The sequence below is a fragment of the Ruegeria sp. HKCCA6707 genome (assembly GCF_013033515.1).
Lineage (GTDB): Bacteria > Pseudomonadota > Alphaproteobacteria > Rhodobacterales > Rhodobacteraceae > Ruegeria.
The window spans coordinates 1108349-1133525 of sequence record NZ_WQEG01000001.1; the positions used below are offsets into that span (position 1 = coordinate 1108349).

The 25177-nt window shown below is 58.0% G+C and carries 26 protein-coding genes; 8 read left to right on the forward strand and 18 right to left on the reverse strand.

Translation table 11 applies throughout. The annotated features are described in order from the left end of the window. Position 1: 1 nt before the first annotated feature. The 5 genes from GOW40_RS05445 to GOW40_RS05465 all read right to left on the reverse strand — a co-directional run bounded on the left by GOW40_RS05445 (position 2) and on the right by GOW40_RS05465 (position 6190). Positions 2 to 1075 carry an ABC transporter ATP-binding protein gene (locus GOW40_RS05445; protein WP_170687264.1) on the reverse strand — a complete coding sequence of 358 codons (1074 nt, stop codon included), beginning with the start codon at positions 1073 to 1075 and terminating at the stop codon, positions 2 to 4. Further along, positions 1072 to 3288, reverse strand: a complete 2217-nt coding sequence (locus GOW40_RS05450; protein WP_170720333.1) for an iron ABC transporter permease — start codon at positions 3286 to 3288, stop codon at positions 1072 to 1074. The genes GOW40_RS05445 and GOW40_RS05450 overlap by 4 nt, the downstream gene beginning before the upstream one ends. After that, positions 3289 to 4329, reverse strand: a complete 1041-nt coding sequence (locus GOW40_RS05455; protein ID WP_371415275.1) for an extracellular solute-binding protein — start codon at positions 4327 to 4329, stop codon at positions 3289 to 3291. 533 nt (positions 4330 to 4862) lie between these two features. Further along, positions 4863 to 5591 carry a DUF5681 domain-containing protein gene (locus tag GOW40_RS05460; protein WP_171133945.1) on the reverse strand — a complete coding sequence of 243 codons (729 nt, stop codon included), beginning with the start codon at positions 5589 to 5591 and terminating at the stop codon, positions 4863 to 4865. Next, positions 5588 to 6190: a site-specific DNA-methyltransferase gene (locus GOW40_RS05465; RefSeq protein ID WP_254444272.1), complete on the reverse strand. Its 603-nt coding sequence runs from the start codon at positions 6188 to 6190 to the stop codon at positions 5588 to 5590. Before GOW40_RS05465 ends, GOW40_RS05460 begins: the two co-directional genes overlap by 4 nt. Before the next feature lie 7 nt (positions 6191 to 6197). Here GOW40_RS05465 and GOW40_RS05470 point away from each other — a divergent pair, with 7 nt between their 5' ends. After that, a complete protein-coding gene (locus tag GOW40_RS05470; RefSeq protein ID WP_171230897.1) occupies positions 6198 to 6392 on the forward strand; it encodes a hypothetical protein in 195 nt (64 codons plus the stop codon). A gap of 432 nt (positions 6393 to 6824) precedes the next feature. Here the strand turns inward: GOW40_RS05470 and GOW40_RS05475 are convergent, their stop codons facing one another. From GOW40_RS05475 to GOW40_RS05490, 4 genes are all read right to left on the reverse strand, one after another. After that, complete coding sequence (locus tag GOW40_RS05475; RefSeq protein ID WP_171101929.1) at positions 6825 to 7346, reverse strand: DUF2478 domain-containing protein; 522 nt, start codon at positions 7344 to 7346, stop codon at positions 6825 to 6827. 114 nt (positions 7347 to 7460) lie between these two features. Continuing rightward, positions 7461 to 9527: a proline/glycine betaine ABC transporter permease gene (locus tag GOW40_RS05480; protein WP_171133484.1), complete on the reverse strand. Its 2067-nt coding sequence runs from the start codon at positions 9525 to 9527 to the stop codon at positions 7461 to 7463. Then, the gene (locus GOW40_RS05485; RefSeq protein WP_171101912.1) at positions 9524 to 10573 is read right to left on the reverse strand and encodes a betaine/proline/choline family ABC transporter ATP-binding protein; all 1050 of its coding nucleotides are present in this window, start codon (positions 10571 to 10573) and stop codon (positions 9524 to 9526) included. The genes GOW40_RS05480 and GOW40_RS05485 overlap by 4 nt, the downstream gene beginning before the upstream one ends. Before the next feature lie 10 nt (positions 10574 to 10583). Then, positions 10584 to 11534: an ABC transporter substrate-binding protein gene (locus tag GOW40_RS05490; RefSeq protein WP_171101911.1), complete on the reverse strand. Its 951-nt coding sequence runs from the start codon at positions 11532 to 11534 to the stop codon at positions 10584 to 10586. Positions 11535 to 11942: 408 nt separating this feature from the next. On the opposite strand from GOW40_RS05490, the gene GOW40_RS05495 reads away from it, so the two are divergent. Continuing rightward, the gene (locus GOW40_RS05495) at positions 11943 to 12629 is read left to right on the forward strand and encodes a hypothetical protein (RefSeq protein ID WP_171133485.1); all 687 of its coding nucleotides are present in this window, start codon (positions 11943 to 11945) and stop codon (positions 12627 to 12629) included. Between the two features lie 5 nt (positions 12630 to 12634). Here the strand turns inward: GOW40_RS05495 and GOW40_RS05500 are convergent, their stop codons facing one another. Further along, positions 12635 to 13042, reverse strand: coding sequence for a cytochrome c (locus GOW40_RS05500; RefSeq protein ID WP_171101909.1), 408 nt, complete (start codon positions 13040 to 13042; stop codon positions 12635 to 12637). Positions 13043 to 13136: 94 nt separating this feature from the next. Between GOW40_RS05500 and GOW40_RS05505 the strand changes: the two genes are divergently transcribed. Next, on the forward strand, positions 13137 to 13574 hold the full coding sequence (locus GOW40_RS05505; protein WP_171133486.1) for a DMT family transporter: 438 nt from the start codon (positions 13137 to 13139) through the stop codon (positions 13572 to 13574). Here GOW40_RS05505 and GOW40_RS05510 read toward each other — a convergent pair. From GOW40_RS05510 to GOW40_RS05520, 3 genes are all read right to left on the reverse strand, one after another. Continuing rightward, entirely contained in the window at positions 13558 to 14244 is a 687-nt protein-coding gene (locus GOW40_RS05510; RefSeq protein ID WP_171133487.1) for an ABC transporter ATP-binding protein, read from the reverse strand. The genes GOW40_RS05505 and GOW40_RS05510 overlap by 17 nt on opposite strands. After that, a complete protein-coding gene (locus GOW40_RS05515) occupies positions 14237 to 15523 on the reverse strand; it encodes a lipoprotein-releasing ABC transporter permease subunit (protein ID WP_171133488.1) in 1287 nt (428 codons plus the stop codon). The genes GOW40_RS05510 and GOW40_RS05515 overlap by 8 nt, the downstream gene beginning before the upstream one ends. Positions 15524 to 15604: 81 nt before the next feature. After that, positions 15605 to 16579, reverse strand: coding sequence for a DUF6492 family protein (locus tag GOW40_RS05520; protein ID WP_217352235.1), 975 nt, complete (start codon positions 16577 to 16579; stop codon positions 15605 to 15607). 339 nt (positions 16580 to 16918) lie between these two features. Here GOW40_RS05520 and GOW40_RS05525 point away from each other — a divergent pair, with 339 nt between their 5' ends. After that, positions 16919 to 17278: a hypothetical protein gene (locus GOW40_RS05525; protein ID WP_171101904.1), complete on the forward strand. Its 360-nt coding sequence runs from the start codon at positions 16919 to 16921 to the stop codon at positions 17276 to 17278. Here GOW40_RS05525 and GOW40_RS05530 read toward each other — a convergent pair. Together GOW40_RS05530 and proS are read right to left on the reverse strand one after the other, a co-directional pair. Next, positions 17275 to 18165 carry a glycosyltransferase family 2 protein gene (locus tag GOW40_RS05530; RefSeq protein ID WP_171133490.1) on the reverse strand — a complete coding sequence of 297 codons (891 nt, stop codon included), beginning with the start codon at positions 18163 to 18165 and terminating at the stop codon, positions 17275 to 17277. The genes GOW40_RS05525 and GOW40_RS05530 overlap by 4 nt on opposite strands. After that, positions 18149 to 19489: a proline--tRNA ligase gene (gene proS / locus GOW40_RS05535; RefSeq protein WP_171133491.1), complete on the reverse strand. Its 1341-nt coding sequence runs from the start codon at positions 19487 to 19489 to the stop codon at positions 18149 to 18151. The genes GOW40_RS05530 and proS overlap by 17 nt, the downstream gene beginning before the upstream one ends. On the opposite strand from proS, the gene GOW40_RS05540 reads away from it, so the two are divergent. The 4 genes from GOW40_RS05540 to GOW40_RS05555 are packed head-to-tail and all read left to right on the forward strand — an operon-like array spanning position 19421 to position 23063. Further along, positions 19421 to 19663 (forward strand): hypothetical protein, encoded by a 243-nt coding sequence (locus GOW40_RS05540; RefSeq protein WP_171133483.1) that lies wholly within the window; start codon positions 19421 to 19423, stop codon positions 19661 to 19663. The genes proS and GOW40_RS05540 overlap by 69 nt on opposite strands. A gap of 42 nt (positions 19664 to 19705) precedes the next feature. Further along, the gene (locus GOW40_RS05545; RefSeq protein WP_171101901.1) at positions 19706 to 20779 is read left to right on the forward strand and encodes an AI-2E family transporter; all 1074 of its coding nucleotides are present in this window, start codon (positions 19706 to 19708) and stop codon (positions 20777 to 20779) included. Beyond that, positions 20780 to 21469 (forward strand): DnaA ATPase domain-containing protein, encoded by a 690-nt coding sequence (locus GOW40_RS05550; RefSeq protein ID WP_171136699.1) that lies wholly within the window; start codon positions 20780 to 20782, stop codon positions 21467 to 21469. Between the two features lie 49 nt (positions 21470 to 21518). After that, entirely contained in the window at positions 21519 to 23063 is a 1545-nt protein-coding gene (locus tag GOW40_RS05555; protein ID WP_371731817.1) for a Ppx/GppA family phosphatase, read from the forward strand. A gap of 16 nt (positions 23064 to 23079) precedes the next feature. On the opposite strand, the gene GOW40_RS05560 is transcribed toward GOW40_RS05555, so the two are convergent. From GOW40_RS05560 to GOW40_RS05570, 3 genes are read right to left on the reverse strand one after another with little or no spacing between them, the layout of a single operon-like run. Beyond that, complete coding sequence (locus GOW40_RS05560; protein WP_171133494.1) at positions 23080 to 23448, reverse strand: hypothetical protein; 369 nt, start codon at positions 23446 to 23448, stop codon at positions 23080 to 23082. 37 nt (positions 23449 to 23485) lie between these two features. Further along, entirely contained in the window at positions 23486 to 24487 is a 1002-nt protein-coding gene (locus GOW40_RS05565) for an endonuclease/exonuclease/phosphatase family protein (protein ID WP_171133495.1), read from the reverse strand. 3 nt (positions 24488 to 24490) lie between these two features. Further along, on the reverse strand, positions 24491 to 25171 hold the full coding sequence (locus GOW40_RS05570; RefSeq protein ID WP_171133496.1) for a molecular chaperone DjiA: 681 nt from the start codon (positions 25169 to 25171) through the stop codon (positions 24491 to 24493). Between the last annotated feature and the right edge of the window lie 6 nt (positions 25172 to 25177).

The following is a 25177-nucleotide window of genomic DNA, read 5'->3' on the forward strand; positions in this document are numbered from 1 at the left end:
GTTAGCCCTTCGGCAGCAAAACCGGTCCCCGGTCTGCAAAGGCCATTTTGACGTCAGCGCCCGGTTGCAACGGGTCATCCACGTCGTCCTGCACGGCAAACACCTGTCCGAATGCGCCGGTCAGCGTGTATTCCATGCGCACGCCGACATAGGTAGCCTTGGAGACTTTTGCCGGGATGCCGGTTTCGTATCCGATCAGGATGCGGGACGGACGCACCGCCAGCGTTGCCGGACCCACGGGCAAATCGCGAGAGGGCAAGCTGTGGCGGTGTCCTTCGATGTCGATTGTCGCCTGATCGCCATCGACTTCGACGATTTTGCACTCGATCAGGTTTGCTTCACCGATGAAGTCGGCCACGAAGCGGTCGATTGGTGCGTCATAGAGTTGCCGTGGTGTGCCGATCTGGGCGATGGCGGCGTTACGCATGACGACGATCTCGTCCGACACGGCAAGCGCTTCCTCCTGATCGTGGGTTACATAGACAACCGTCAGTCCGAGGTCCCGCTGAATGGAGCGAATGTCTTCGCGCACCTGTCGACGCAGTTTGGCATCGAGGTTCGACAGGGGTTCGTCAAAGAGCAGCACCTGCGGTTCCAGCACCAGCGCGCGGGCGACTGCAACACGTTGTTGCTGGCCTCCTGACAGTTCGCTAGGCAAACGGTTGTCGAAGCCCTTGAGGCCCACCAGTTCCAACCCTTTGAGCGCGCGCGATCTAGCCTCGCTCTTATCAAAGCCGGAGAATGTCAAACCGTACATCACGTTTTCTAGCACGCTCATATGTGGGAACAGGGCGTAAGACTGAAACACCATAGACACATCGCGATCGGTCGCGGGCAGCTTGGTCACGTCGCGATCGCCAATCACTATCCGGCCCGAGCTGGCCATCTCCAGACCGGCAATCATGCGCAGCGTCGTTGTTTTGCCGCAGCCCGATGGCCCCAGCAGCGTCACCAGTTTACCTGCTTCCACATGCAGGTCGATGTTGTCGACGGCCACGACATCTTTGCCAAATACTTTTGACACTCCTTCGAACCGAACCGGCGCGGCTTTACTAGCAATGTTGGTATCCGTCATGTCGTTCGTTCCGCTCCGATCTGGGTGCGCCGTCCGATCTGCACGCGGCCCACGGTGAATTGCAAAAGCCCTACAGCTGCCAGCATCACGAAGATCAGCGTGGTGGAATAGGCGATGGCAAGGCCGTAGTCATTGTTCTCGACGCGCCCGATGATGTAGCTGGTCGCCATGTCGTATTCGGCCGATACCAGAAAAATGACTGCCGAGATCGCGGTCATCGCGCGGACAAAACTGTAGACGAGTGCCGCTAGGATGGCGGGCTTAAGCAGGGGCAGGATCACGCGTCGGAACGTCTGCCACGAGTTTGCACCCAGCGTCAGCGAGGATTCATCAAGCGAACTGTCCAGTTGCGACATGGATGCAATGCCCGCACGCACGCCGACGGGCATGTTGCGGAAAATGAAGCTGATCACGAGGATCACACCAGTGCCTGTGATTTCGATCGGGGGAACGTTGAAAGCCAGGATGTAGCTGACCCCGATGACGGTACCGGGAATGGCGAAGGACAGCATCGTTCCGAATTCGAAGGCGTTCTTTCCGGCGAAATTTTGGCGCGTGAGCAAGTAGGCGGTCACCAGTCCTACAGCTGCCGTCAGCGGAGCCGCTATGGCCGCAATGCTGATGGTGGTCCAGAAACTGTCCCATGCGGCACCCGTCCAGCGGATGCCTTCCTCTTCAAAGCGCACTGAGAAGGCGGTGACATAGTGTTTGAAGGTGAGCGTGTTGTTGACGCCCCAAAGCTCAACGACGCTGCCGTAAATGATCATGCCGTACACAACCGCTGTAAACAGCGCCCAGATGGACGCGATGGCCAACACGGGTATTGCCAGCCCATTGGGCATCAGCGGATGCACGCCAGCGTCCCCCTTGCCGGAAACGGTGGTGTAGCTTTTCTTACCGAGCCAGGCGCGCTGCGCGTAAAAGGCAGACAGCGTGAAGAAGAGCAGTACCATGGCCAGCACGGCGGCCCGACCCTGATCATATTGCGCGCCGACGATGGCAAAGAAAATCTCGGTCGACAGAACGTCAAAATTACCGCCTAGAACAAGCGGGTTGCCGAAGTCGGCCATGCTTTCGATGAAGCCTAGCAGAAAGGCATTCGCCAGACCGGGCCTCATCAGGGGCAGCGACACCGTTCGGAAGGTTTGCCACCTATTGGCGCGCAGCGTTTGGGCGGCTTCCTCCATCGACGGCGACACGCCTTCGACAACACCAATCAGCACCAGAAATGCGATGGGGGTGAAGGCCAGCGTCTGGGCGATCAGGACACCCGGCATTCCATAGAGCCACCGCGACGGTTGCACGCCAAAAAGATCAGCGAAAAAGACTGTGACCGACCCGGATAAACCGAAGAGTAGGATCAAGGCCAGCCCGATTACGAAGGGGGGCGTGATGATTGGCAAAACCGTCAGCGCGCGCATCCCACGCTTGAACCGAAACCCTGACCTGGTGACCACAAGTGCAAAACAAAGTCCCAGAACCGTGGTGATCAGGCCGACGAGAATGGCCAAAAAGAGGGAGTTCCACGCGGCGCCGCATTTAGCACCCCAAAAACACCCCAATCCCCAGAGACGGTAATCAAAAAATTTTGAGGCAAAAACAGATACCGAATAGGCGCCGTCTTCGGTCAAAAAGGCCGAAAACAGCATGTTGGCAATTGGAAAGAACACGAAGGCGGTGACGATTGTAATGACGCCGCCGATGGCGCTGACGACAAACACATCGCCGTTGACTGCACCGCGCGCCGCGATGCCCTGCGTGAGCAGGAACAGGAAAGCCGACGCACAGAGCATCGCTCCATACCCCATGCCGAACTGTCGGATTTTCGGCTCACCAAAGAGGGCCTTGAGCCAGTCGAAGTTGAAGCCGCGAATGCCGATCCCGAAGCCTTGCGCAATCAGCCAGCCAAAGCCCAGTGCACCGGCAAGAATCAGGATCTTAGCGTAGATCGGATCAGATTTAGGTTTCCCCAGCACCAGAATTGGCAATGCCAGCGGGATCAGCAAGGGTGCAAGCCAGAGCTTTTCACCCCGCCCGATCAGAAATAGAGCGGGCGCAAAATCTTCGTCAAACGGATAGCCGTTAAAGAGCCATTCAAATGACCAAAGGCCATCCTCAACCATGTACCATGGCAGCAGGACGTAGCCGGCCCAACCGACAATGATCCAGAAGATCAATACCGGGTGGGTCCTGGTTTTCGCTTTGTCAGTCACTTACTGCGGCAGCACCGAAACGTCTTCGTCCCACTTTTGCAGCAGACGCTTACGCTCATCAGAGGAGCCGTACTTTTTGAAGTCGTAGTCGATCAGCTTGATCTGGCTCATATCCGGGGCGCTTTCAGATGTTTGCGCACCCTTGTTGGACGGGACCTGGAAGGCATTGACTTCAAGTGCGAGGTTCTGGGCTTCGGCACTCAGCGCCCAGTCGTAGAACTTTTTGGCTTCTTCTTCGTTGCGAGCGCCTTCAATGATCGACATCGAACCGATCTCGTAACCAGTGCCTTCGCACGGGGCGACAACCTTTACAGGGAAGCCTGACACCGCCTGCTTGACGGCGTCATGCATGAAGACAATGCCGATCGTGTTCTCGCCACGACCCGCGGCCTTGATGGGCGCCGAACCAGATTTGGTGTACTGATTTATGTTGGCGTGAAGGCCTTTCATGAACTCAAAGCCCTCGTCCTCGCCAAAGATCTGCACCATCGACGCCAGCGTCGTGTAGGCAGTTCCGGACGAATTCGGGTTCGCCATCTGAACGTGCCCTTTATATTCCGGCTTGAGCAGGTCCTTCCAGCAAGCGGGTTCAGGCAGGTTGTTGGCCGCCAGGAGGTCAGAGTTGTAGCCATAGCCCAACGCACCCGAATAGATACCGATGGTCTTGTTGCCAGCACTTTCGGCCTGTGAAATTGCCCAGTCATGCAACTGGTCACGCATGGGCGAGACATATTCCATAGTTAAACCTTCTTCGGCCGCTTGAAGGTGCGGGTCACCCGTGCCGCCCCACCAGACATCTCCTTTTGGGTTTGAGCTTTCCGCACGGATTTGCGCAAAGGTCTCGCCAGAGGATTTGCGAGTCATGTTCACGTCAATGCCGGTGGCGTCCTCGAAGCTGCGCGCCATAAGCTGGCACCAGTCTTCCTGCGCCGAACAGTAGAATGTCAGCTTGTCGGCTTGCGCAGCACCCATGGAAGCGGCGAATGCGATCAGTGAGCCAGCAAGTGTGTTGGTCAATTTCTTCAAAGTCTTTCCTCCCATAACTATCCAGCTTCCGGCTTTGAGCCGGGAACTGTCATGTCACCTGTGAGGGCGGCCACGCTTAATTGTGGCATCTTCTGATTTAACCGGTCTCGGTACGGCTTTTCCTCTTTGTGACTATGTAAGTCTGACCACTCTAACACTTGTTTCGCAAGGATTTTTGCATAGCGACAAAATCAGTGCGATCCAAACGGAGCACCTTTGCAAGCATTATTCAAAGGAAGATCGCAAGCTCATCCATAGCCTTCGAATGCGCGGAGCTTGATACTTGCGCCAATTGGCGAATGTGTTCTGGGCAATCAGATTGTCTAGCGGTCATACAGATTTTGCAGCGAGTGTTTAAAGCTAGCTTCCGATTTTGACCACACTTGTGATGTGTGGGTTCACGCAGTGAGTGCGTTCTCATCGCCCTGCATGACCGAGGAAACTTACCTTAGGAACGTCAACAATGGGCTCGAAGCGGTCATCCGCGTGTTTTTGCCCGATGACCGCTCTGCGCTGTTGAGAAGGCATTTGCGAGCTGTTTGGCCTCGTCAACACTCCAACGCAGGTTGCTCGACCACCGCCAGCGCCGTGCTGATCCGTTCATACAACTCTTCGCCTGTCCGGATATGCCCTACGAGATCTGCGATCTCATCGGGGTCGGTCTCGTGGACCAGTACTTCACGCAGATGATCGACGTTGGCGCGGAGGTCCGGGAGCTTTTCTCGCCAATAGTCGAGTTCTTTTTTCTCTTCTTTGGTCATTGGACCAACAATACGGACCTCACCAGTTCGGAAGTCGATCTTGATGTGGTCCGGATGGGGGATAGGCTCGTCAATGGATTCTATCCCGGCTTCCGCGCGCCTGCGCAGTTCCCTTTCCCATTCAATCTTATAGGTCAGCGCCTTGTCCAGGTATTCTGCATGGAGAAGGCTGCGCGAGCTTTCGACAGAAGCCAGGAGCTCAGAAAAGAGCCGCTGCGCGCGATGCTGACCTTTCGCAGCGTTCACAGCCAGAGACCGCATGACCGCCTGCGCCATGGGAATAGTTACGCTGCCGTGCCCTTCGCGGATCGTGATATCACGGTACGCTTCGTCGAGAATGAGGTCCTTCATCCGTTCCTCATGCATGCCCGGACGTTTGTTCTTTGATCCCCTTGGGCGGCCCTTTGGATTGCCCGACTGGCCCGGTTTGAACCGGGTGCCTTTCGGCGGCTTGCCGTATCCCACGTCGTAGCCCGGGCGGGCCACGAGCGCACGCTTGTCCTTGTCGCTGCTCATTCCGCCGCCTCCAACGCCTTGGCGTCCGCCGGTGGTGCCCAGCCGCAGAGAACCTGTGCCGCCTCGTCCCTCGCATAGGCCTCCCAGCGGGCGATGATGCGATCGCAATAGATCTCGTCGAACTCGCTGAGATATCCGCGTCGGCCTGTCTTCTCGGCTGCGATCAGGGTAGACCCCGATCCGGCAAAGACATCCAGCACAATGTCGCCGCGTCCCGAGACATCCCGGATCGCGTCTGCGATCATCTGCACCGGCTTGACTGTCGGATGCAGCGCCAATTCCTCCATGCGCCCTGCCCGCATGGTGTTAACCCCGCGATACTCCCAGACATTAGTCCTGTAGCGCCCGTGCTGCCCCAACTCGAAAGTGTTGATATGCGGCGCATCCCCTTTCTTGAAGGCAAAGATTAATTCGTGCCGCGACCGGTAGAAGGTGCCCATGCCGCCATTGTCCTTGGCCCAGACAATCAGATTTTTGAGTTCATCATAGGCCCCCTTCCCCGCGTGCAGCATCTCACCCATGTGACGCCAGTCCATGCAGATAAAGTGAATGGACCCGTCGACGCTGTTATCCGCGAGATTGCGGAAGGCGCGCTGCAAAAAGCGCGTGAATGCGAGCCCCGGCTTCACCCAGTTTGTCGAGGCAGACCCCCACCCCTGGACCGGCAGGTCGAACCTCGAACTCTACGAGCAAACGCGGGTCGCAAACAAAGGCCATGCAGTCACGCTGCTCTGGGCCGAACTGCCAGAAGACGAGGAAGACGGCGGCCTCAAGGAACTTGGCATCCCAGGCTTCCGGTGATCGAATTGGCTGTATTAGTTTCGGCCCTTGGCGCGATCCCTGTTCCCGGCAATCGCTTCCCTGTTCACACCGGCGCAATCCCTGTTCCAATGCGCAAAATCCCCTGTTCCTGAAAGAACAGGGAATTGCCCCCTAAACCCCTGTAAAACGTCATTTAATCTGAGCAGAAATCGGCGGAATTGGCGTTTCCGAGGCCAAAACCTCAGATTTTCCCTGTAAATTCCCTGTAAACAGGGAAATCCGAGGCAGAGACCGGTTCGCCGAAGACTGCGACCACCACCACTTCTCTTAACCGCATGACACCTTTCATTACAGGTGCCACCGATGGTGCTCGCAAGGTCTTGGCCTCAAATACTTGCAAGCCTGTCAACTCCTCCGCCGGTGCACAGACCGTGCGAGCTAACAGCCAACTTCGGGTAGATCAGCGAAGGGTCAAACCTCGGCTGCACGTGTTGCGTCGACACGGTCAAACCAGTCGACGATTGCGTCTCCGTTTGGCTCCAGTTGCTCGGCCTGACCGCCTGTGAAGTCTTTGAATTTTTCGGCATTCAGACCGTTTACACCAAGCAACACTGGTATGCCCAAAGCCAGCGCCTCGCCGATGACCGGGCGGAACCCGCGTCCGTCTGCTTCGTGTTTCCCAAACTTGTTGATGATCAACAGTTGCGGCGCTTGTGACAACGACCCGCTGACATAGCCGACCGCCTGCTCCAACGCTGCGGGATCCAGGCGACAGCCGCGAGAATGCGACCCAAGCGATTGCGAAATGCGAATTGTATCGCCATCAGGCAAGACCCGCAGGTCCATGTCACATTTGGCATCGTCGGCGCATTCCGTATTGGTCTGGACCACACCCGACAATAGGATACCACGCGTCAAAAGACGTTCGGCCACGGCGCTCAGCAGGCGATCGGTAGCGCCGCGATCCGTAGTTGTGACATAGGCCAGGTGCATCAGTTGGCTCCGTTGGTTCATTGCGTGACGGTCCAAATAGCACGGAACAACACAGTCGACCAGTTTTTGCAGAATGGAATCAGGCAGGGCGACGGTATCGCCCCTGCCTGTTACTCAAAGCCCCAAAGCCTTCCGGCGCTCTTCCGCAAAGCCCTGAACCATGCGGTCGGCGATCAAAGCCAGAATGGCCATTGCGGCCCCTGCCGAGACCCCAAGCCCCACATCCGCCTGACCCAGCGCCAGATAGATGGATTGGCCCAGCCCCGTCGTTCCAATCAGGGCAGCTATTACCAACATGGCAAAGGCATAAAGGATCGTCTGGTTCAGCCCCAGCAGAATGGTCGGTGCGGCATAAGGCGCTCGCACGTCGCGCATGATCTGCCACTCGGTCGCGCCGCTTGAGATTGCGGCCTCCATCATCTCGTCAGGCGTATTGACCAGCCCGTGCCGCGTATAACGGATCATCGGAACAATAGCGTAGGCACAGATCGCCAGAAAGGCCGAAAACTCACCAATCTGGAAGACCATCAGGACCGGGATCAGGAAGACAAACAGCGGGATCGTTTGAAGCATGTCACAAATCGGCCGGACAACCTTCCAGACCGGTGCCCAGACAGCGCTGGCCAGACCGATCAGCCCGCCAAAGACCGCGCAGCTAAAGACCGCCGCACCACTTAAATACAGCGACAGCAAAGCCCGTTCCCACAGGCCGGACACCAAAATTGTGCTGAGCAGCCCCACCGACAGAGCAGCCAGGCGCCACCCGCCGGCAACATAGCCCAACGCCGCTGCTCCGGTCAGGACAAAGGGCCAGGGCAGGTTCGAGATACCGGTTTCCAGAATACCGATCAGGATCATTACGATCAGCCCGCCGGTCAGGTGCCCGCGCCAGGCCATCAGGCCAGCAATCACAGCGCCAACAGCAAACAGCCCAAAGCTCATGCCAGAGGTCCATTGGAACCCCCAGGTGAACGGCAAAACAGCCTGGTCCAGACCAATGCGCAGTGGCAGCAGCACATAGAACAGCGAGTTGTTCTTGAGAGCATCGAGCCAGGGCCCGTTATTCTGGGTAAAGGCGGTCAATCCGCTGTCAACGGCCTGGGCCATCGGGTCCAGTACCGTCAATTCCGAGGGGTTGGGCAACCAATTGCGGAACGCCACGGTGAACAGAACCGCAAAGCCCAGCATCGCCCACACCACGCGGCGGTCATAGCGTTTGCGTTCGGTCGCCAAGGTGCCGCTCATCCGGTCAATGACCACAGCAAACACCACGATCACCAACCCGGCCATCAGGGATTCGCCAAATTGCGCCTTGCGCATGGTCAGAAGAACTTCCCAACCGATATCGTTGAACCCGCCGATCACAGCCGCGATGATCACCATGGACAGCGCCGCCATCAGGCATTGGTTCACACCCACCATGATCTGCGTCGTGGCGGCTGGGATTTCGACTTGAAACAGCTGTTGCAACCGCGTGCCACCGGACATGATGGCCGCTTCCTTGATCTCGGGCTCGACCCGTTCCAGCCCCAGCAGGACGTTCCGGGCCATGGGGGGTGCCGCATAGATGGCCGAGGCAATCAGGCCAACAACCGGGCCAAACCCAAAGAGCAGCAACAAGGGCGTCAGATAGGCAAAGGTCGGCACGGTCTGCATGATGTCCAGAACCGCCTGCACGGCGCTTTTGACACGCGGGACTTCATTGGCCAGAATGCCAATGCCCCCGCCCATGATCAGCGCCACCGGCACAGATACGGCCACAAGCGCCAACGTGTTCATGCTTTCGGCCCAATAGCCCGAGGCCAGCACAAAGCTGAGCCCTAAAAAGCCCAAAGCGGCCATAGGCAGACCACCCAGATACCAGCCCAGAGCCGTCACGATCCCGATCACAATCGGCCACGGTGTGTTGCCCAAAACGAAATTGGCCCAGTTCATCGGGTAGGCCATCAGGTCCGAAAACAAGCGCATTGCCGGTTTGATCAGATTCAGAAACCAGTCGAGGAAAGCTCCAACCCATTGCGTCGCAGGCAGTTCCCATGCCGCAGGCCATTTGACCAACCACGGGGCGACGCCTTCGAGCGCAAGGCAGACGGCGCCGACAACCACCGTGATCAGCGCGGCTTTGGCACCTATTGTCAGATGAAGTGAAGGCTGCGTCGGCAGGTCTGTAACGGCCGTCATGCCTCGTCCACCTGCAACGCGGCGGCCAGATCAGACGGGTTCACGGTACCGACGACCTTGCCATCGGCATCGCGCACCGGAACCGGCTCATACAGCTCCATGCACCGCGCCAGAGCGGCATCCAGCGTCATGGCAGTGGTCAGCCCCGGATCATCAGGGCCCTGCGCCTCACCCTCGCGCATGACCGAGGCGACCTTGGCATGCTGGCCTTTGGCCACATCTTTGGAAAACTCGCGCACATAGTCATCGACGGGGCGCAACACGATATCCGTCGGCGTTCCAATCTGAACAATCTTGCCATCGCGCATGATCGCAATGCGATCAGCCAGTTTCAGCGCCTCTTGGATATCATGAGTGATGAAAACGATGGATTTCTTCAATGTCGCCTGAATGCGCAGGAATTCGTCCTGCAACTGGCGGCGGATCAGCGGATCGAGCGCCGAGAATGGCTCGTCCAGAAACCAGATATCGGGGTTCACAGCCAAGCTGCGTGCAATCCCCACACGCTGCCGCTGCCCCCCGGACAGTTGGCGAGGAAAGCTGTCTTCACGACCTTCCAGCCCAACCAGTGAGATCACCTCTTGCGCGCGGGCCAGACGTTCCTTGCGGCCAACACCTTGTACGCGCAGCGGGTAGGCCACGTTTTCGGCTACGGTCATATGCGGGAAAAGGCCAAAATGCTGGAACACCATTCCCAGCTTTTTGCGGCGCAGCTCGGTCAGCTTTTTCTTGGAGGCCCCGACGACATTCTCTCCATCCACCCGGATTTCGCCACCGGTGCCCGGCAACAGCTGCGAAATGCAACGGATCAATGTGGATTTGCCCGAGCCGGACAGGCCCATGATGACAAACAGCTCGCCTTCCTTGACCTCGAAATTGGCGTCCTGCACAGCCGGGATAAACCCGTTTTCGCGCAGATCAGCAGCGGCTTTGTCAGCGTCATTCCCTGACCGAGACAGCGCGTCGGTCAGGGCTTTTTCTGCGCCATTGCCAAACACCTGCCAGAGGTTCTGGCAGGCGATGGCTGGCGTGTTCGTTTCAGTCACTAATGCAAGCTCACTGCGTTGCGGCGTCAACAACCGGGCGCCATTTGCCTTCGTTTTCCGACATCCACGCCGCGACAACCTCTTCAACAGAGCCGCCGTCTACGTCGATGGCCCCCATCATCGGCTGCTGATCTTCCACGGCCAGTTGATAGTTGCTGAGGATTTCGTAAGCCGCAGGCCATTTGTCTTCCATGCCGCTCCAGCTGGCTTTGAAGATACGCGAGGGTGAAAAGTCGCAATCATTGACGGCGTTCGGGTTCGGACCCCAGGCGGGATCGTTAAAGCAGGCTTCTTCGCCTGCAGGCAGATCAACGAATTGCACATCATAGGCCGACATCGCCCAATGCGGCTGCCAGAACGTGATCAGCAGCGGCGATTTGCGCTCGGTCGATGCGCGAAGCTCGGCGATCAAGGCGCCCTCGGATCCGGCAGGAACGGCTTTGAACGGCAGTTCAAGCCCAGTCATGCGGTCAGCCCCGGGTGTGCCCCAATCGGCCGGGTAATCCACCAGACGGCCACCGGGCAAAGTTTCAGCGGTTGCAAACACTTGCGCGCAGTCCTTCAACGCCTCCCACGCAGGCAGGCCGGGGCACAGATCGGCCACATGGGCCGGGTAAGCGATACCTTCCTTGGCATTCAGACCCAGATCGCCGATTTCAACAACCGTACCTTCTGCAACCTTCTTCGCGTATTCGTCTGACACGTTCGACGACCAGATTTCCAGCGTCGCGTCGATGTCACCATCAGCAAGCGCCTGGAACTGGTTCATCATGCCGGCAGTCACGTATTCCACGTTGTACCCGGCTGCCTTGAGCATCTCGCCCGCGACATGAGTGGTGACGTGCTGCCCGGTCCATTCATTGATCGCCAGTTTGATCGGCTCGTCCACCGCGCCCATATCCGCGGCGTGCGCGCCGGTGGCCACAACAATCGCCATCAGGCTTACACCCAGTTTTTTCATGAGATAGTCTCCCTGTTTTCTGTTCATGTTCCCCGTTCCCGAAATGGCCCGGCCGAGGATTTCTGTTGCACGAAAGATTTCCTTTAACATGCGCCAATTTGGACAGAGATGGAAGAACAAAGCACTGGCCTGACGGCGATCTCAGACCTGCGCAATTCGCCCCTAAAACGGATCCGAGCTTGCAAAAACCGTGATCCGTACACCCCTAGACAGAAAACAGGCTGCGGGATTTTGATTGACTAGTCAATTATGAATATCGCGAACTCTACCAATTGCGCAACTTTGCTAAAGAAATTGGCACCGAAACCGCCTGGAAACAGCTTCGCGGGCAATCTCGCGCCGCCCTCGAATCAAACCGCTCGTGAAAACCGCTTGCGCAAGCACCAACGCGCGCTACGGTTGCGTAGTATGACGCGTTTTCTTTTGCTTTCTTTTCTTATGGTGCTGGCAACCTGTGGTCGCCCTCTGACAGAACAGGAACGCGCTTTTGCGAGCAACATTCAAGGTGAAACGCTGAACCTGGATCGCGTCCGTCTAGTAGAAGGAGCGCCTGTGGCTTCGATCACCTACACGCGCAAAGCCAGACCGCGCTTGGCGTGCCGCGAACGCATCCTGCCTCCGGTCAAGGAAGAAACCGTCACCGGCAAACCTGCTGCCGTGGCCCTGTTCAACCGCGTCTACTTTACCAAAGACTGGTATCTTGACGATTACATGTCGAAATACCCCGAGCGCGTGAACTTGATTGCGGCCATGTTGCTGGCGCACGAATTGACCCATGTCTGGCAATGGCAGAATCGCGCCACCACCGGATATCACCCGTTGCGCGCCGCGGCTGAGCATACGGGACAGGACGATCCCTATCTGTTTGACCTTGATACTTCGCCTGATTTTCTGGCCTATGGGTTCGAACAGCAAGGCGCGATTGTCGAGGAGTATGTTTGTTGCCGCGCGCTGGACCCGGACGCACCGCGTACCCAGCGGCTCCACGACATGTTAAGCAAACACATGGACGTTTCTACCCTGCCGCAAGGCCGTAGGGAACGCGATGTCGAATTGCCCTGGGCGGGCGCCGAGATCGAAGGCATTTGCCGCTGAACCGGTTAACCGTCCTGGATGGTCATCAAGTATTCCACCAGATCGACAATCGGCTGGCTGGTCAGAATAGGCTGCCCCGCGGGCGTTTTCATCGCAGTATCCTGGCCTTCGAAATAGGGGCCATAGACAGGCATCGGGCTACCGTGGCTGACCAACGGATCCCGCCCGTCGATCCGCGCAACGACACGCGCTGTTGGGAACACGCCATCGTCACCGGCCAGCGTCCGCAGGTTCACTGGCTGAACCACCAGAACCCCGGCCATCGGCCCGTTCCCGGTTGCGTCCAGCCCATGACAGGTCGCGCAATAATGCTGATAAAGCTCTGCGCCAACTTCCGCGTCCTGTGCCAAAGCCTCTGAGCCAGATACCGCACATACACTGGCAAAACAAAGTGTGAGAACCGTGCCTCTCATCGCATCCTCCACTGGTTTCAGTCATTTACAGACTTGTCGGCAAGCGCGCGGGGCGCAATGATCCAGATCAATGGGGCGGAGGAAAGGGCGCGATATGACACAATACGCAGCGATCATGCTTGTCGCGGGATTCGGCATCCCGATACTGGCGGCGCTGAACGCCGCGCTTGGCAGGATGATCGGGTCTCCGAACACGGCCGCTGTCATCCTGTTTGCGATTGCCTTCGCGACCTCGGCTCTGGCTCTTGTCCTGCTGCCCGGCACGTCGGGGTTCGCCAAAGCGGCGCAAGCGCCCAAACACCTGTTTCTGGCCGGCGTTCTGATCGCTTTTTACGTCCTGTCCATCACCCATGTGGCCCCGCATTTCGGTGTCGGCAACGCGGTGTTCTTTGTTCTGCTGGGGCAATTGATCAGCGCAGCTGCGATCGACCATTTCGGCCTTTTTGGCGCACAAGTCTCACCGCTGACATGGGTACGGGCGGGCGGTATTGCGGTGATGGCTTTGGGCGTTGCGATTACCCAGCTGGCCTAAGCACACCGTTTTCCAGCCGCACCATCCGGTCCATACGCGCTGCGAGGTCCAGATTGTGCGTGGCGATCAGAGCCGACAATCCGGCCTCGCGCACCAGAGACATCAGCGCCTCGAACACCTGATCAGATGTGCCGGGGTCAAGGTTGCCGGTTGGTTCATCCGCCAGCAACACGCGCGGGGCATTGGCCAGGGCACGACAAAACGCAACCCGCTGTTGTTCACCGCCCGACAAGGCAGCCGGTCGGTGCCCCGCCCGCGCAGCCACGCCGACGCGATCCAGCAACTGCATAGCGCGATCCTTGGCCGCGGCCTCAGACGCACCATTCGCCAGTTGCGGCAGAACGATATTCTCCAACGCGGTGAACTCGGGCAGCAAGTGGTGGAACTGATAGACAAAGCCCACATCCTGACGACGAATACCCGTGCGCTTGCGATCACTCGTGCCTGACGCCACCTGTCCTGCTACCTCAACCCTGCCCTGATCCGGAGTGTCGAGTAGTCCTGCTATATGCAACAGCGTAGACTTCCCAGCCCCAGAAGGCGCGACAAGCGCCACCGCCTCGCCCGCGCGCAGTTCCAGATCGACGCCGTGCAACACCTGCACTTCGGCCGGTGTACCTTGCAGATAGGTTTTCGTCAGACCGGTCAGCCGCAATGCCACATCACTCATAGCGCAGAGCCTCAACCGGGTTTAGCCGCGCCGCGCGACGGGCCGGAAAATAAGTGACAAGGAAGGACAATCCCAGTGACAAGCCGATGGCCTTTAATACGTCAGACAAGTGCAACTCAGCCGGCAGAGCATAGATCCCGCGAATGGCCGGGTCCCACACTCCGCCCCCCATCAGGAAATTCACGAACGAGAATATCGGATCGATATTAAGCGCAAAAAGGCATCCTAGAATGACGCCCATCGTGGTGCCGATGATGCCGGTGAACGCACCGCAAATAAAGAACACGCGCAGGATTGACCCCTCGCTCAGCCCGATGGTGCGCAAGATCCCGATATCCCGACCCTTGTTTTTGACCAGCATGATCAGACCCGACACAATGTTCATCGCGGCGATCAGAACCAGGATCGACAGGATGATGAACATGACATTGTCTTCAACCTCAAGCGCACGCAGGAATCCGCCAGAGGCGTCCTGCCATGTCCATAATTGCGACCGCTCGCCTGCAGCTTCGAGGATCGGGATCAGAACAGGATTCAGGTTTTCCGGCTGCGCCACCATGACTTCGATCTCATCGGCAACACCATCCCGGTTGAAAAAGCTCTGCGCCTCGGCAAACGGCATGTAGACCCGCGTGCGGTCGATGTCGTAGCGGCCAGCCGAGAACACATAGACCACCTCATAGGCGTTGACCCGGGGTGATGTGCCAAAAGCCGTCTTGACTCCGTTGGGGGATGTGACCTTGATCCGGTCACCCACGGTTGCGCCGATTGCGCGGGCCACGCCGGAGCCGATTGCGATACCCTCGGGATATCGGCTCAGATCACCGTAAGCCTGATCACTCTCAGCAATGCCCGGCAGCTCATACAGATCCTCAGGGCGCATACCAAAGACCTCAACACCGGTGCTACGGTCCCGGTTGGTGATCAGAACCTGACCCTTGACCAAGGGCGCGGCACGTTCAACCCCGGGCACGTCAGCAATGCGTTGCGCCATGCCGTCGAAATCTGTCAGCGTCCGATCAACCCGGCCCTGCGCGTCAAGCTCTCCGGCGGAATACACGCTGACATGCGCGTTGGCCCCCAGGATCGTACCAACAAACTCCGCGCGAAAGCCGGACCGCACTGCCAAGGTCGCGATCAACGCAAAAACTGCCAAGGTGATGCCGATCAGCGAGATCCAGGTCATCACGCTGACACCGCCTTCGGCGCGCCGCGCACGCAGATAGCGCCATGCAATCTTCCACTCAAACGGGGCAAAAGGAGGGGGGGTCGTGGCCATTACTGCTCCGGCATTGCTTTGGCGCAGACCCTTTCGGGATTTCCGCCAAGGGTCAAGCCGTTAGACATCCAGGGCTTGGAGTTAGGCAGAAAGAGCGGATGTTTTGTCCAGAATGGCTTTGGTTATTCCACGGCTGCAAACGCCGCGCACCTCAAGCTGTTGGAACACTGTATCGCGCAAATCCGCAGGCAGGTTCGAAATTGCCCGGTTGTGCAACCCAAGGCTCAGCGACGCCTGATCATCGATTCGCGCAACTTGATGCGCCAATTGCTGCGGCGAATAGGTCGGCCAGAGGCCGATATTGTGATCTGTCACCGCTTCAAACCACGGGTCCAGCCCACCTTGCGTTTTCAGGCAGTAAGCATTGAGCAACATGAACTCGGACGGACGTCGCCGCGAGCCAAAGAGCGCCTGCACTGATCCATAGCGTTCGTTGATCTCATCCAGCAGCGCAAGGATCAGTGACCGCCGGACCGGATAGGGAGTAGCGAAGGTTGTCGTCCTCACCTGATCCATATCGGGATGCGGAACATCCAACGCATCCAGGCTTTGCAGCAGCCAGTTGCGATGGAAATCACTTTCGATCTTGAACATGTTGATCCGCGCGGCACCGCTGTCCGAGAAAAACTCGGACATATCGAACCGGCGCAGAAAAAGGTTCTTGGCGTCGAAAAGCACCATGTTTTCAGACTTAGCCACGCGCGCAGATCCAAGTTTGAGCGCTTGTTGCGTGCGGTATCCGTTGTTTCCGCGCCAGCCACCGTTGCGGGCAAAGGGGATGCGATACCGGTTCTCGATCAGAGCGCGATACAAGGTCGGGCGTTTTGCGCAATGCTCTGGCCCCAACAAAACCTCATCGCCCCCTACGACGTGAACTTTGGATCGCAACGGGCCGTAGGAGGGCAAGATCGGATCGATCTTGGTACGCAACCCGGCCTCATCAACGTCGTTCATGATGACGTGGATCGAGGCGACCATTTCCGGATCGACAAAACGCGCAAAAGACCTGGCCTGCAGCTCTAGCAGCGGCACATCTTTCGAATACACTATCGTCACAAAACTTAGCACGCGGCGTCGGCCCCCAATTGCTCAGCCTTCAGTCGAGCATGTACCAGAGTTTCTTCCAGGTCACTACACAAGTCGTCACAAAACGGTAGGTCTTCAAGACCTACACAATGCTGAATGAGTTGGAACAAAACTTAGTAAACTTTTGGTTGAGAAGTTCTTCACAGACACTGCCTTATTGTTTCCGATATGGGTTTAATTCACGGACCTGATGGCAACTGAACTCAATTTGCAACGGTATTTGGCTAATTTGATTTCGCATTTTGCTTATTTTGGGAAATTTCGACACCCTATCGTTGGGGGAACACAAATTCAGAGCGGGGGTCGCTCATGAGTATTGAAGGGGAAAGCAAAGACGCAGGCCGGGAAGAGGCAATATCAGCCTCGCAACAGTTAGACTGTGAGACGGCCATGCTGTTACGGGCGACAATCCGCCCAATCTTTGCAAATGCGGGCAGCTGGACCGCATTGGCCGAGGTTCTGAAGGACAAAGGCTATCGCCTAGCCTTCCGACGTGGTCGGCTGTGCATCACCGAACACGAAACGGGCAAGCGGGTCTGCGGGCTAAAGTTTCTCGGGATCGAATTTCTGGATCTGGTACGCCGAATGGGGCGCCCGATCGTCGTGGCCCGAGGCAAGCACGCAGATGGCGACGTACTGACAGCCCGCCCGCACATCAGCCGCGCCTAGTATTTGCGCCAGACCTGAAGCGAACGGCGCAGCGTTTTGGCCAAGCAATGTCGTGCTGCAATCATGATCGGCTCGGGCGTGTCCTGCCTGCGCAAAAGCTCAAGCAGCAATCGCGCTGGCATGTGGCCGCGTCTGTAGAACTCGGCAAAGTCCTCAAGCGTCAGGTTTCGGGCTGACTTGAACCCGTCGTAGAACTTTAGCCAGACCTTTGCATAGTCCAGCCCGGTTTCGGCATCATCCTGGGTCACACCTCTGTCCCAGAACAACGAAACCGCATCGTCCATACGCTCCCCCTGATACCCTGAAGCGATCAGTCGCAACATCAGGTCGTAATCAGCAGCGATCCGAAAATTGGTGTCATGTCCCCCCAAGGCCAGAAAAACGTCGCGGCGCAGAAAAACCGAGTTATGGCAAAAGGGCATGCGCTGAAGAATGGCTGTGACCGACATCCGTTTTTCTTTGCGCGTCTCGCCGCTTCGGAACTTTTGCACCGTAGAGCCGTATAGAAAGGCAGGACGTGTCGCTCGTAACCGATCAGCGGCCATGTTCAGCACATCATCCGAGGCAAGCGCGTCGTCCGAGTTCAAGAACAGAACGTATTCGCCGCGCGCGGCTGCAACGCCCTTGTTCATCGCGTCATAAAGCCCGGTATCGGGTTCAGAGATCAGACGCGCATTCGGGGCCTGATCGACCAGTTCCTGAACGAACGCAACGGTACCATCGGTCGAGGCACCGTCTTGAATGATATGCTCGGCCTCGGCGCAGTTTTGGCGCGCCATGCAGGCCATCGCGCGCTCGAACCCCGCCTGCCGCCCTTGCGACAGCAGATCATAGGTCGCCGTGACGACCGAGATCAGCGGGGAAGAGGCTTCAGCCGAGTTGCTCATAAATCTCGGCGATCTTGGTGACCGCAACTTTGGGGCTCAACTCTTCGCTTTCGCCTGTGCGGCGGCTGGTCAGTTCGACCACACCGTTTTTCAGGCCACGTGGACCCACAGTGATCCGCCAGGGCAAACCGATCAGATCCATGGTGGCAAACTTGCCCCCTGCCCGTTCGTTACGATCATCATAAAGCGGCTCAAGGCCCAGCGCGGTCAAGGCGGCATAGAGTTTGTCGCAGGCCGCATCAGCCTCTTCATCACCTTGCTTCAGGTTCACGATGCCGCAATGGAACGGCGTCACGCCTTCAGGCCAGATGATGCCCTTGTCGTCATGGCTGGCCTCGATGATCGCACCGATCAGACGGCTGACACCGATGCCATGACTACCCATGTGAACCGGGGTCGGCTTGCCGTCGGGGCCTTGGACAGTTGCCCCCATCGCCTCGGAATATTTGGTGCCGAAATAGAAGATTTGACCGACTTCGATACCACGCGCCACGCGGCGACGCTCCTCAGGGACCTGATTAAACAGCGCCTCATCATGAGTTTCGTCAGTGCGCGCGTATTTCGAGGTGAACTCTTCCAGAATGGCCTGACATTGCGCCCGGTCATCATAGTCTATGTCCCTGTCGCCAAAGGTCAGGTCGGTGACGGCGCTGTCATAGAAGACCTCGGATTCGCCGGTGTCGGCCAGCACCAAGAATTCATGCGTGTCATCCCCACCAATGGGACCGGAATCCGCGCGCATCGGGATGGCTTGCAGGCCCATGCGTTCATAGGTGCGCAGATAGCTGACCAGATGACGGTTATAAGCGTGCAGCGCGTCCTCTTTGGTCAGGTCAAAGTTATACCCGTCCTTCATGTAAAACTCGCGCCCACGCATCACGCCAAAGCGCGGGCGGATCTCGTCGCGGAATTTCCACTGGATCTGATAGAGCGTCAGCGGCAGGTCTTTATAGCTGTTGACGTGGCCGCGGAAAATGTCAGTCACCAGTTCCTCAGCCGTTGGCGTGTAAAGCATATCGCGCCCGTGCCGGTCCTGCATCCGCAGCATTTCCTGGCCGTAGTCGTCATAACGCCCGGACTCGCGCCACAGGTCCGCCGATTGCAGGATCGGCATCTGAATGGCGATATGCCCGGCCCGCGCCTGTTCCTCATGCACGATGTTTTCCAGCTTGCGCAGAACCTTGAAGCCCAGTGGCAGCCAGGAATAAATCCCCGCAGCGGCTTGCTTGATCATGCCTGCGCGCAGCATCAGCCGATGGCTGACGATCTGAGCCTCGGAGGGGTTTTCCTTGAGAACGGGCAAAAAGTAACGGCTGAGGCGCATTATTTAACCTTCAAAGGTGAATTGGAACATCAAAAGGTGATTATGCCAAAGCCCCGCCGGGGGCAATCACGCAATGACAAATTTACCACCCTGGGTCGCAACGCAGGGTTTGACGCCGAAACTGCCGGGCAAGGAAAAGCGGGCCGGATGAAGCGCTTGCATCAGCGCCATTGATGCGCCAAGAACAACCTCAAGAGCCGCAACAAGGGGATCGCCATGGCTTTGCCGGTTAAGGATCAGCTTCGCTACTGGGGTGTGGTGGCTGCGGTTTTTGTGTTGATTCTCTGGGCCTTGGGCGACGTTCTTCTGCCGTTCGTGATCGGTGGCGCCATCGCCTATTTCCTGGACCCGGTCGCCGACCGACTTGAGAAACTGGGCCTGTCCCGAATGGCGGCAACTGCCGTGATTACCGTGGTTGGCGTGTTGAGCTTTGTCTTGCTGATCGTGATGGTCGTGCCCGCGCTGATCACGCAATTGCTGGATCTGGTTGATATCCTTCCCAGCCTGTTCAAAGAGCTGCGCGGCTTTATCGAACGTCAGTTCCCATCCCTACTGGATCAGGAATCGAGCACGCACCAGATGCTTGTGTCATTCGGTGAGACCCTGAAATCCAAAACCGGTGATGTTCTGCAAACGGTTCTGGCATCACTGGGTTCGGCCATCAATATCGTTGTGCTGATTGTCATCGTCCCGGTTGTCTCGGTCTATCTACTGATGGATTGGGACCGCATGATCGCCCGCATTGGCGAGCTGCTGCCGCGTGACCATGCCCCCACCATCAAGCGCCTCGCAAGCGAGATCGACGCTGTTCTGGCCTCGTTTGTGCGCGGTATGGGCACGGTCTGTTTGATCCTAGGTACCTATTATGCCGTCGCACTGATGCTGGCGGGACTGCAATTTGGTTTGATCGTAGGATTCATCGCCGGAATGGTGACGTTCATCCCCTATCTGGGCGCTCTGATTGGCGGAGCGTTGGCCATCGGCCTGGCCCTGTTTCAATTCTGGGGCGATTGGGCCCATATCGCATTGATTGCAGGCATCTTTGCGGTGGGTCAGGTGACCGAGGGCAATTTCCTGACCCCAAAACTGGTCGGCAGTTCGGTGGGGTTACACCCGGTCTGGTTGCTGCTGGCGCTGTCAGTCTTTGGGGCGCTGTTTGGCTTTGTGGGTATGTTGATCGCGGTTCCTGTTGCAGCAGGCTTGGGCGTGCTGGCGCGTTTCGGGACGTCGCTCTACCTCGACAGTCGCCTCTATACGGGGCTGGAAGGACAAGCGCAGGACGACGCGTGAATGGCCACTCAACTCAGCTTTGACCTGCCCTCAAAAATCGCCTTGGGGCGCGAAGATTTCTTTGTCTCTCCGGCCAATGCATTGGCGGTTGCCATGATCTCGGCCACCTCTTGGCCCGGGGGCAAACTGGTTCTGACCGGCCCAACCGGATCGGGCAAAACACACCTGACCCATGTTTGGGCCGCCGAGGCCAAGGCCGCCATTATTCAGGCCAGCACGCTGCGCCATGATGACGTGCCGCAATTGGCGCGGGGTCCGGTCGCGGTGGAAGACGTGCCGTTGATTGCAACGGATCCTGAGCAGCAGAAAACCCTGTTCCATCTGCACAATCTGGTCCTGGCCGAAGGCAATTCCCTGCTGTTGACGGGGCGCGCCGCACCCAGTTTCTGGGGTCTGACCCTGCCCGATCTGCAAAGCCGCATTGAAGGCGCACATCACGTTGCGCTTGAGGCCCCGGATGATGCCTTGCTGGGCGCGGTGCTGGCCAAGCTGTTTACCGACCGGCAACTGAATCCGGCCCCCGACGTAATGGCCTATCTGGTCAAACACATGGATCGCAGCTTTGAATCGGCCGCCCTGGTGGTTGATCGGCTGGACCAGATTGCGCTGGACGAAAAGCGCGAGATCACCCGCGCACTGGCCGTTCGGGTTCTGAACGCTCGCAACGACAAAGACCATGGGGATGATTGACCCAGCCATGACGATTGCGCATCCTGCGACCCAAAAGACCGGGGATATGATGGAACACAGCACCGAGATCGACGCCACGGACTATGGGCCGTTCGGCAAGCCACTGATCGGTGATCCAAGTCTGCGCGCCCTGTCGCGTGTGGGGGTTGTGGATGTCGGATCAAACTCTGTCCGAATGGTGATTTTTGACGGCGCCGCGCGGTCACCGGCTTATTTCTATAATGAAAAGGTCATGTGCGAATTGGGTGCGGGCCTGTCGGAAACCGGGCGCCTGAATCCACGCGGATGCGAGCGGGCGATGGCGGCACTGCGGCGGTTTCGTCACGTGGCAAATGATCTGGGCGTCCCCAAGCTTCATACCGTGGCTACGGCGGCGGTACGCGAAGCCGAAGACGGCCCCGATTTTTGTGATCTGGTCGAGCGCGAGATTGGCCTGAACATTCAGGTCGTCGATGGCGCGGAAGAGGCGCGGCTTTCGGCGCAAGGCGTCCTGCTAGGCTGGCCCGGAGCCTATGGTTTGATCTGCGACATCGGCGGTTCTTCCGTCGAGCTGGCCGAGATCGGTGACGGGCAAGTGGGCCGACGGATGACCTCCCCCCTTGGGCCGCTGAAGCTGCGCGACATCAAGGGCGGACGCCGAGCGCGCAAAGCCCATATCAAGAAGACAATGGAAGAGATGCGCGACCAGATGGGTCTACAACGAGACCGTCTGTTTCTGGTCGGTGGCAGTTGGCGGGCCTTTGCCCGGATCGACATGCTGCGACGCGGGTATCCTCTGAACGTTCTGCATGAATACCGCATGACCCACCAGCACGTGCGCGAAACCATTAAGCTCATCGAAAAAAGCGACGCTGATGAGCTGCGCAGCCAGGCCGGTGTGTCCGGCTCGCGTATGGCGCTGATGCCCTATGCGATGGACGTGCTGGCCCGGTTGATCCGCACGTTCAAACCCAAGGATATCGCCATATCCAGCTATGGCATTCGCGAAGGGCTGCTGTTCGAACAAATGCCCCAACATCTGCGCGACCGGGATCCGTTGATCGAAGCCAGCCGCTTTGCCGAGGCCAAGGATGCCCGTCTGCCGGGCTTTGGCAAGCATCTGTTCGATTTTGTTATGCCGCTCTTTCGCTCGGCCCCGCCGCAAAAGGTGCGGTTGATCAAGGCCGCTTGCCTGTTGCATGACGTTAGCTGGCGCGCGCATCCCGACTATCGCGCCGAGGTCTGTTTCGAATATGTCACCCGCGCTAACATGAGCGGTTTGAAACATTCCGAACGCGTGTTCATCGGGCTCGCGCTGCAGCATCGCTATCGCAACAAACGCGAGGGCAACCGCTTTGCACCGCTCTATGAGTTGCTGGACGAACGCAGCCAGAAGCAGGCCGAAGTCCTGGGCAAGGCCATGCGGTTTGGTGCGATGCTGTGGATGCCGAACACCGCCGCGATGGGCAAACTGAAATTCTATCCCAAGAAACAAGAGATTGAGCTGATCCTGCCAAAGATCGCACAACCCGTATTCAACGAAGTGGCCGAGGCCCGGTTCAAATCATTGGCAAATGCCCTGAAAGCCGAAGCCCGCGTGATCGTCCGGCGCTAGGAACGCGCGGCGCGTATCAAATATCAGTTATGCCAGTTTCCGGGTCTGGTATCGGCAAGTCCGGCTCATCCTGCGGTGGCTTCTTGCGAATGATGATGTCACCGTTGGGCAGCATCTCTGGCAACTCATAGGCGCTCCAATCTTCAATCTGCGCGGCAAGCTCGGCCAGGGCCGGGCCCATTTCCATCAGAAAAGATTGCATCGCTGGGCCAAACTGATCTGCCAGCCCCAGCAGGTCTTCCAGAGCGGGCTCCATTTCCTGCCGTAGCCCTTCCAGAAAAAGCTCGGCCCCGCGTTCCATCAGCGAAGGGCCATCTTGCTCTTGCGCCGCTGCAGGCAGCGCCATGGCAACGCTCAGACAGGAAGAGATCAAAAGTTGTTTCATGGGCTCAATATAGCTCTTGCACACCATGGGCGAAAGGTCAGAGGTCGATATCCAACGTCACCGGGAAGTGATCCGACGCAGTCAGCAATGCCTCACGCAGTTCTGGGTTCGACCAGCAAACCGCATCCCGGAACGGATGCCAAATGCGCCAGCTTGGGTCGCGCTGCCGCAAGTCGTCGCTGATCATGATGTAATCCAATAGAGCTTCCAGAAACCGTCCTTCATCCGGGCGCGCAAACCGCGCTGTTGACGGCAGCGAACCGGGTCGTGGCCCCAGAGCTTTGGCGGCATGGGGATCGAACAATCCCGCCTCCAACAGAATTTCAACGGATGATCGGCCAAAAAGATGCTCGAATTCATCCAAACCGGGCCCGTCATTCAGATCGCCGAGCAGAATTGTCGGTGTCCCACTGTCCCGGTGTCCCCGCACCCGACGCGACAGCCAGATCGCTTGCGCCAATTGCTTGCGGCGATTGGCGATCGATATCCGGATCGCCTCGTCGCGCGATCCGGCCCCATGCGGCGCTTTGGACTTCAGATGCGCGCCAATCATCCGAAACGCGTTTCCCGCTTGAGTTTCGACGGCCAACTCCATCGGCGGCTTGGAGAACTGCACCACGTCCTGTGTTTCATCCACATCCAGATCAATGCGGAACTCCGCATCGAACCGAGGCGCGGTTGGATCGCTGGGTTCCCCGACCGGATCGTGGCGAGGCTTGAGAACGTTCGCGTCGTAGAGCAGCGCCAATTCCTGATGGGTGTCATTTGGGTAACCCATCACCGCATGGGTGGTGCGCAGATCAAACGCTTCCGCAAACCCCTGCAAGGCACGCACGGTGTTCTGAGACTTGCCGGTATTTGGTGCTTCGACGATCAGGACCGCATCGGCGTCCAAGGCCGTCAGAACCTTGGCAATTGCCTCGGCCTGCTGCGCGCGGGTGACGTCATGGCGGCCAGACCATTCATCATCGACCAGCACCCTATCCTTGCGGTCGAAAAGATTGGCGAACCATTCGATATTGTAGGTCGCCAATCGCATCGTTCAGACCCGTGCGCCGTTGATTTCGTCCCAGGCACGGTTGATATCGATCATCTTCTTTTCGGCCAGTCGCACCGCTTCTTCAGGCACCCCCCGTGCCATCATCGCATCTGGATGCGTATCCCGCACGAGCTTGCGCCAGACCTTGCGAATTTCCTCTACGGGCATGTCGCGGGGTACACCCAGAACCGTATAGGGGTCGTGCGGTGCATCCGGTACAAACCGGGCCCGCAGGGCCATGAATTGCGCATCGGTCTGGCCGAAAATACGGCTCACCTGTTCCAGGAATTCATCCTCGTTCGGGTGATAGAACCCATCTGCCAAAGCAATATGGAACAGACCTTCCATCAGGTCACACAGCGTTGTGCTGTCATCGGAAAACATGACCGAGATCTTGCGGGCATAGTCCTGATAGCCCGCCACGTCGGTGCGGGCCATGTCGAACACGCGCGCTGCGTTGGCCTCATCCTCGCGCGCGATCTGAAACACATCCCGAAAGGCGGTCACCTCATCGCGCGTCACCTGCCCATCTGCCTTGGCCATCTTCGCGCCCAGCGCGATGACGGCAATGGTAAAGGCCACGGACCGTTCGGGCGGGGTGCGCAGTTTTTCGAAAACGGCCGTCAGGCTTTCACCCTGGGCCAACGCGCTCAGCGCATCGGATATACGAGTCCAGATCGACATAGGCGC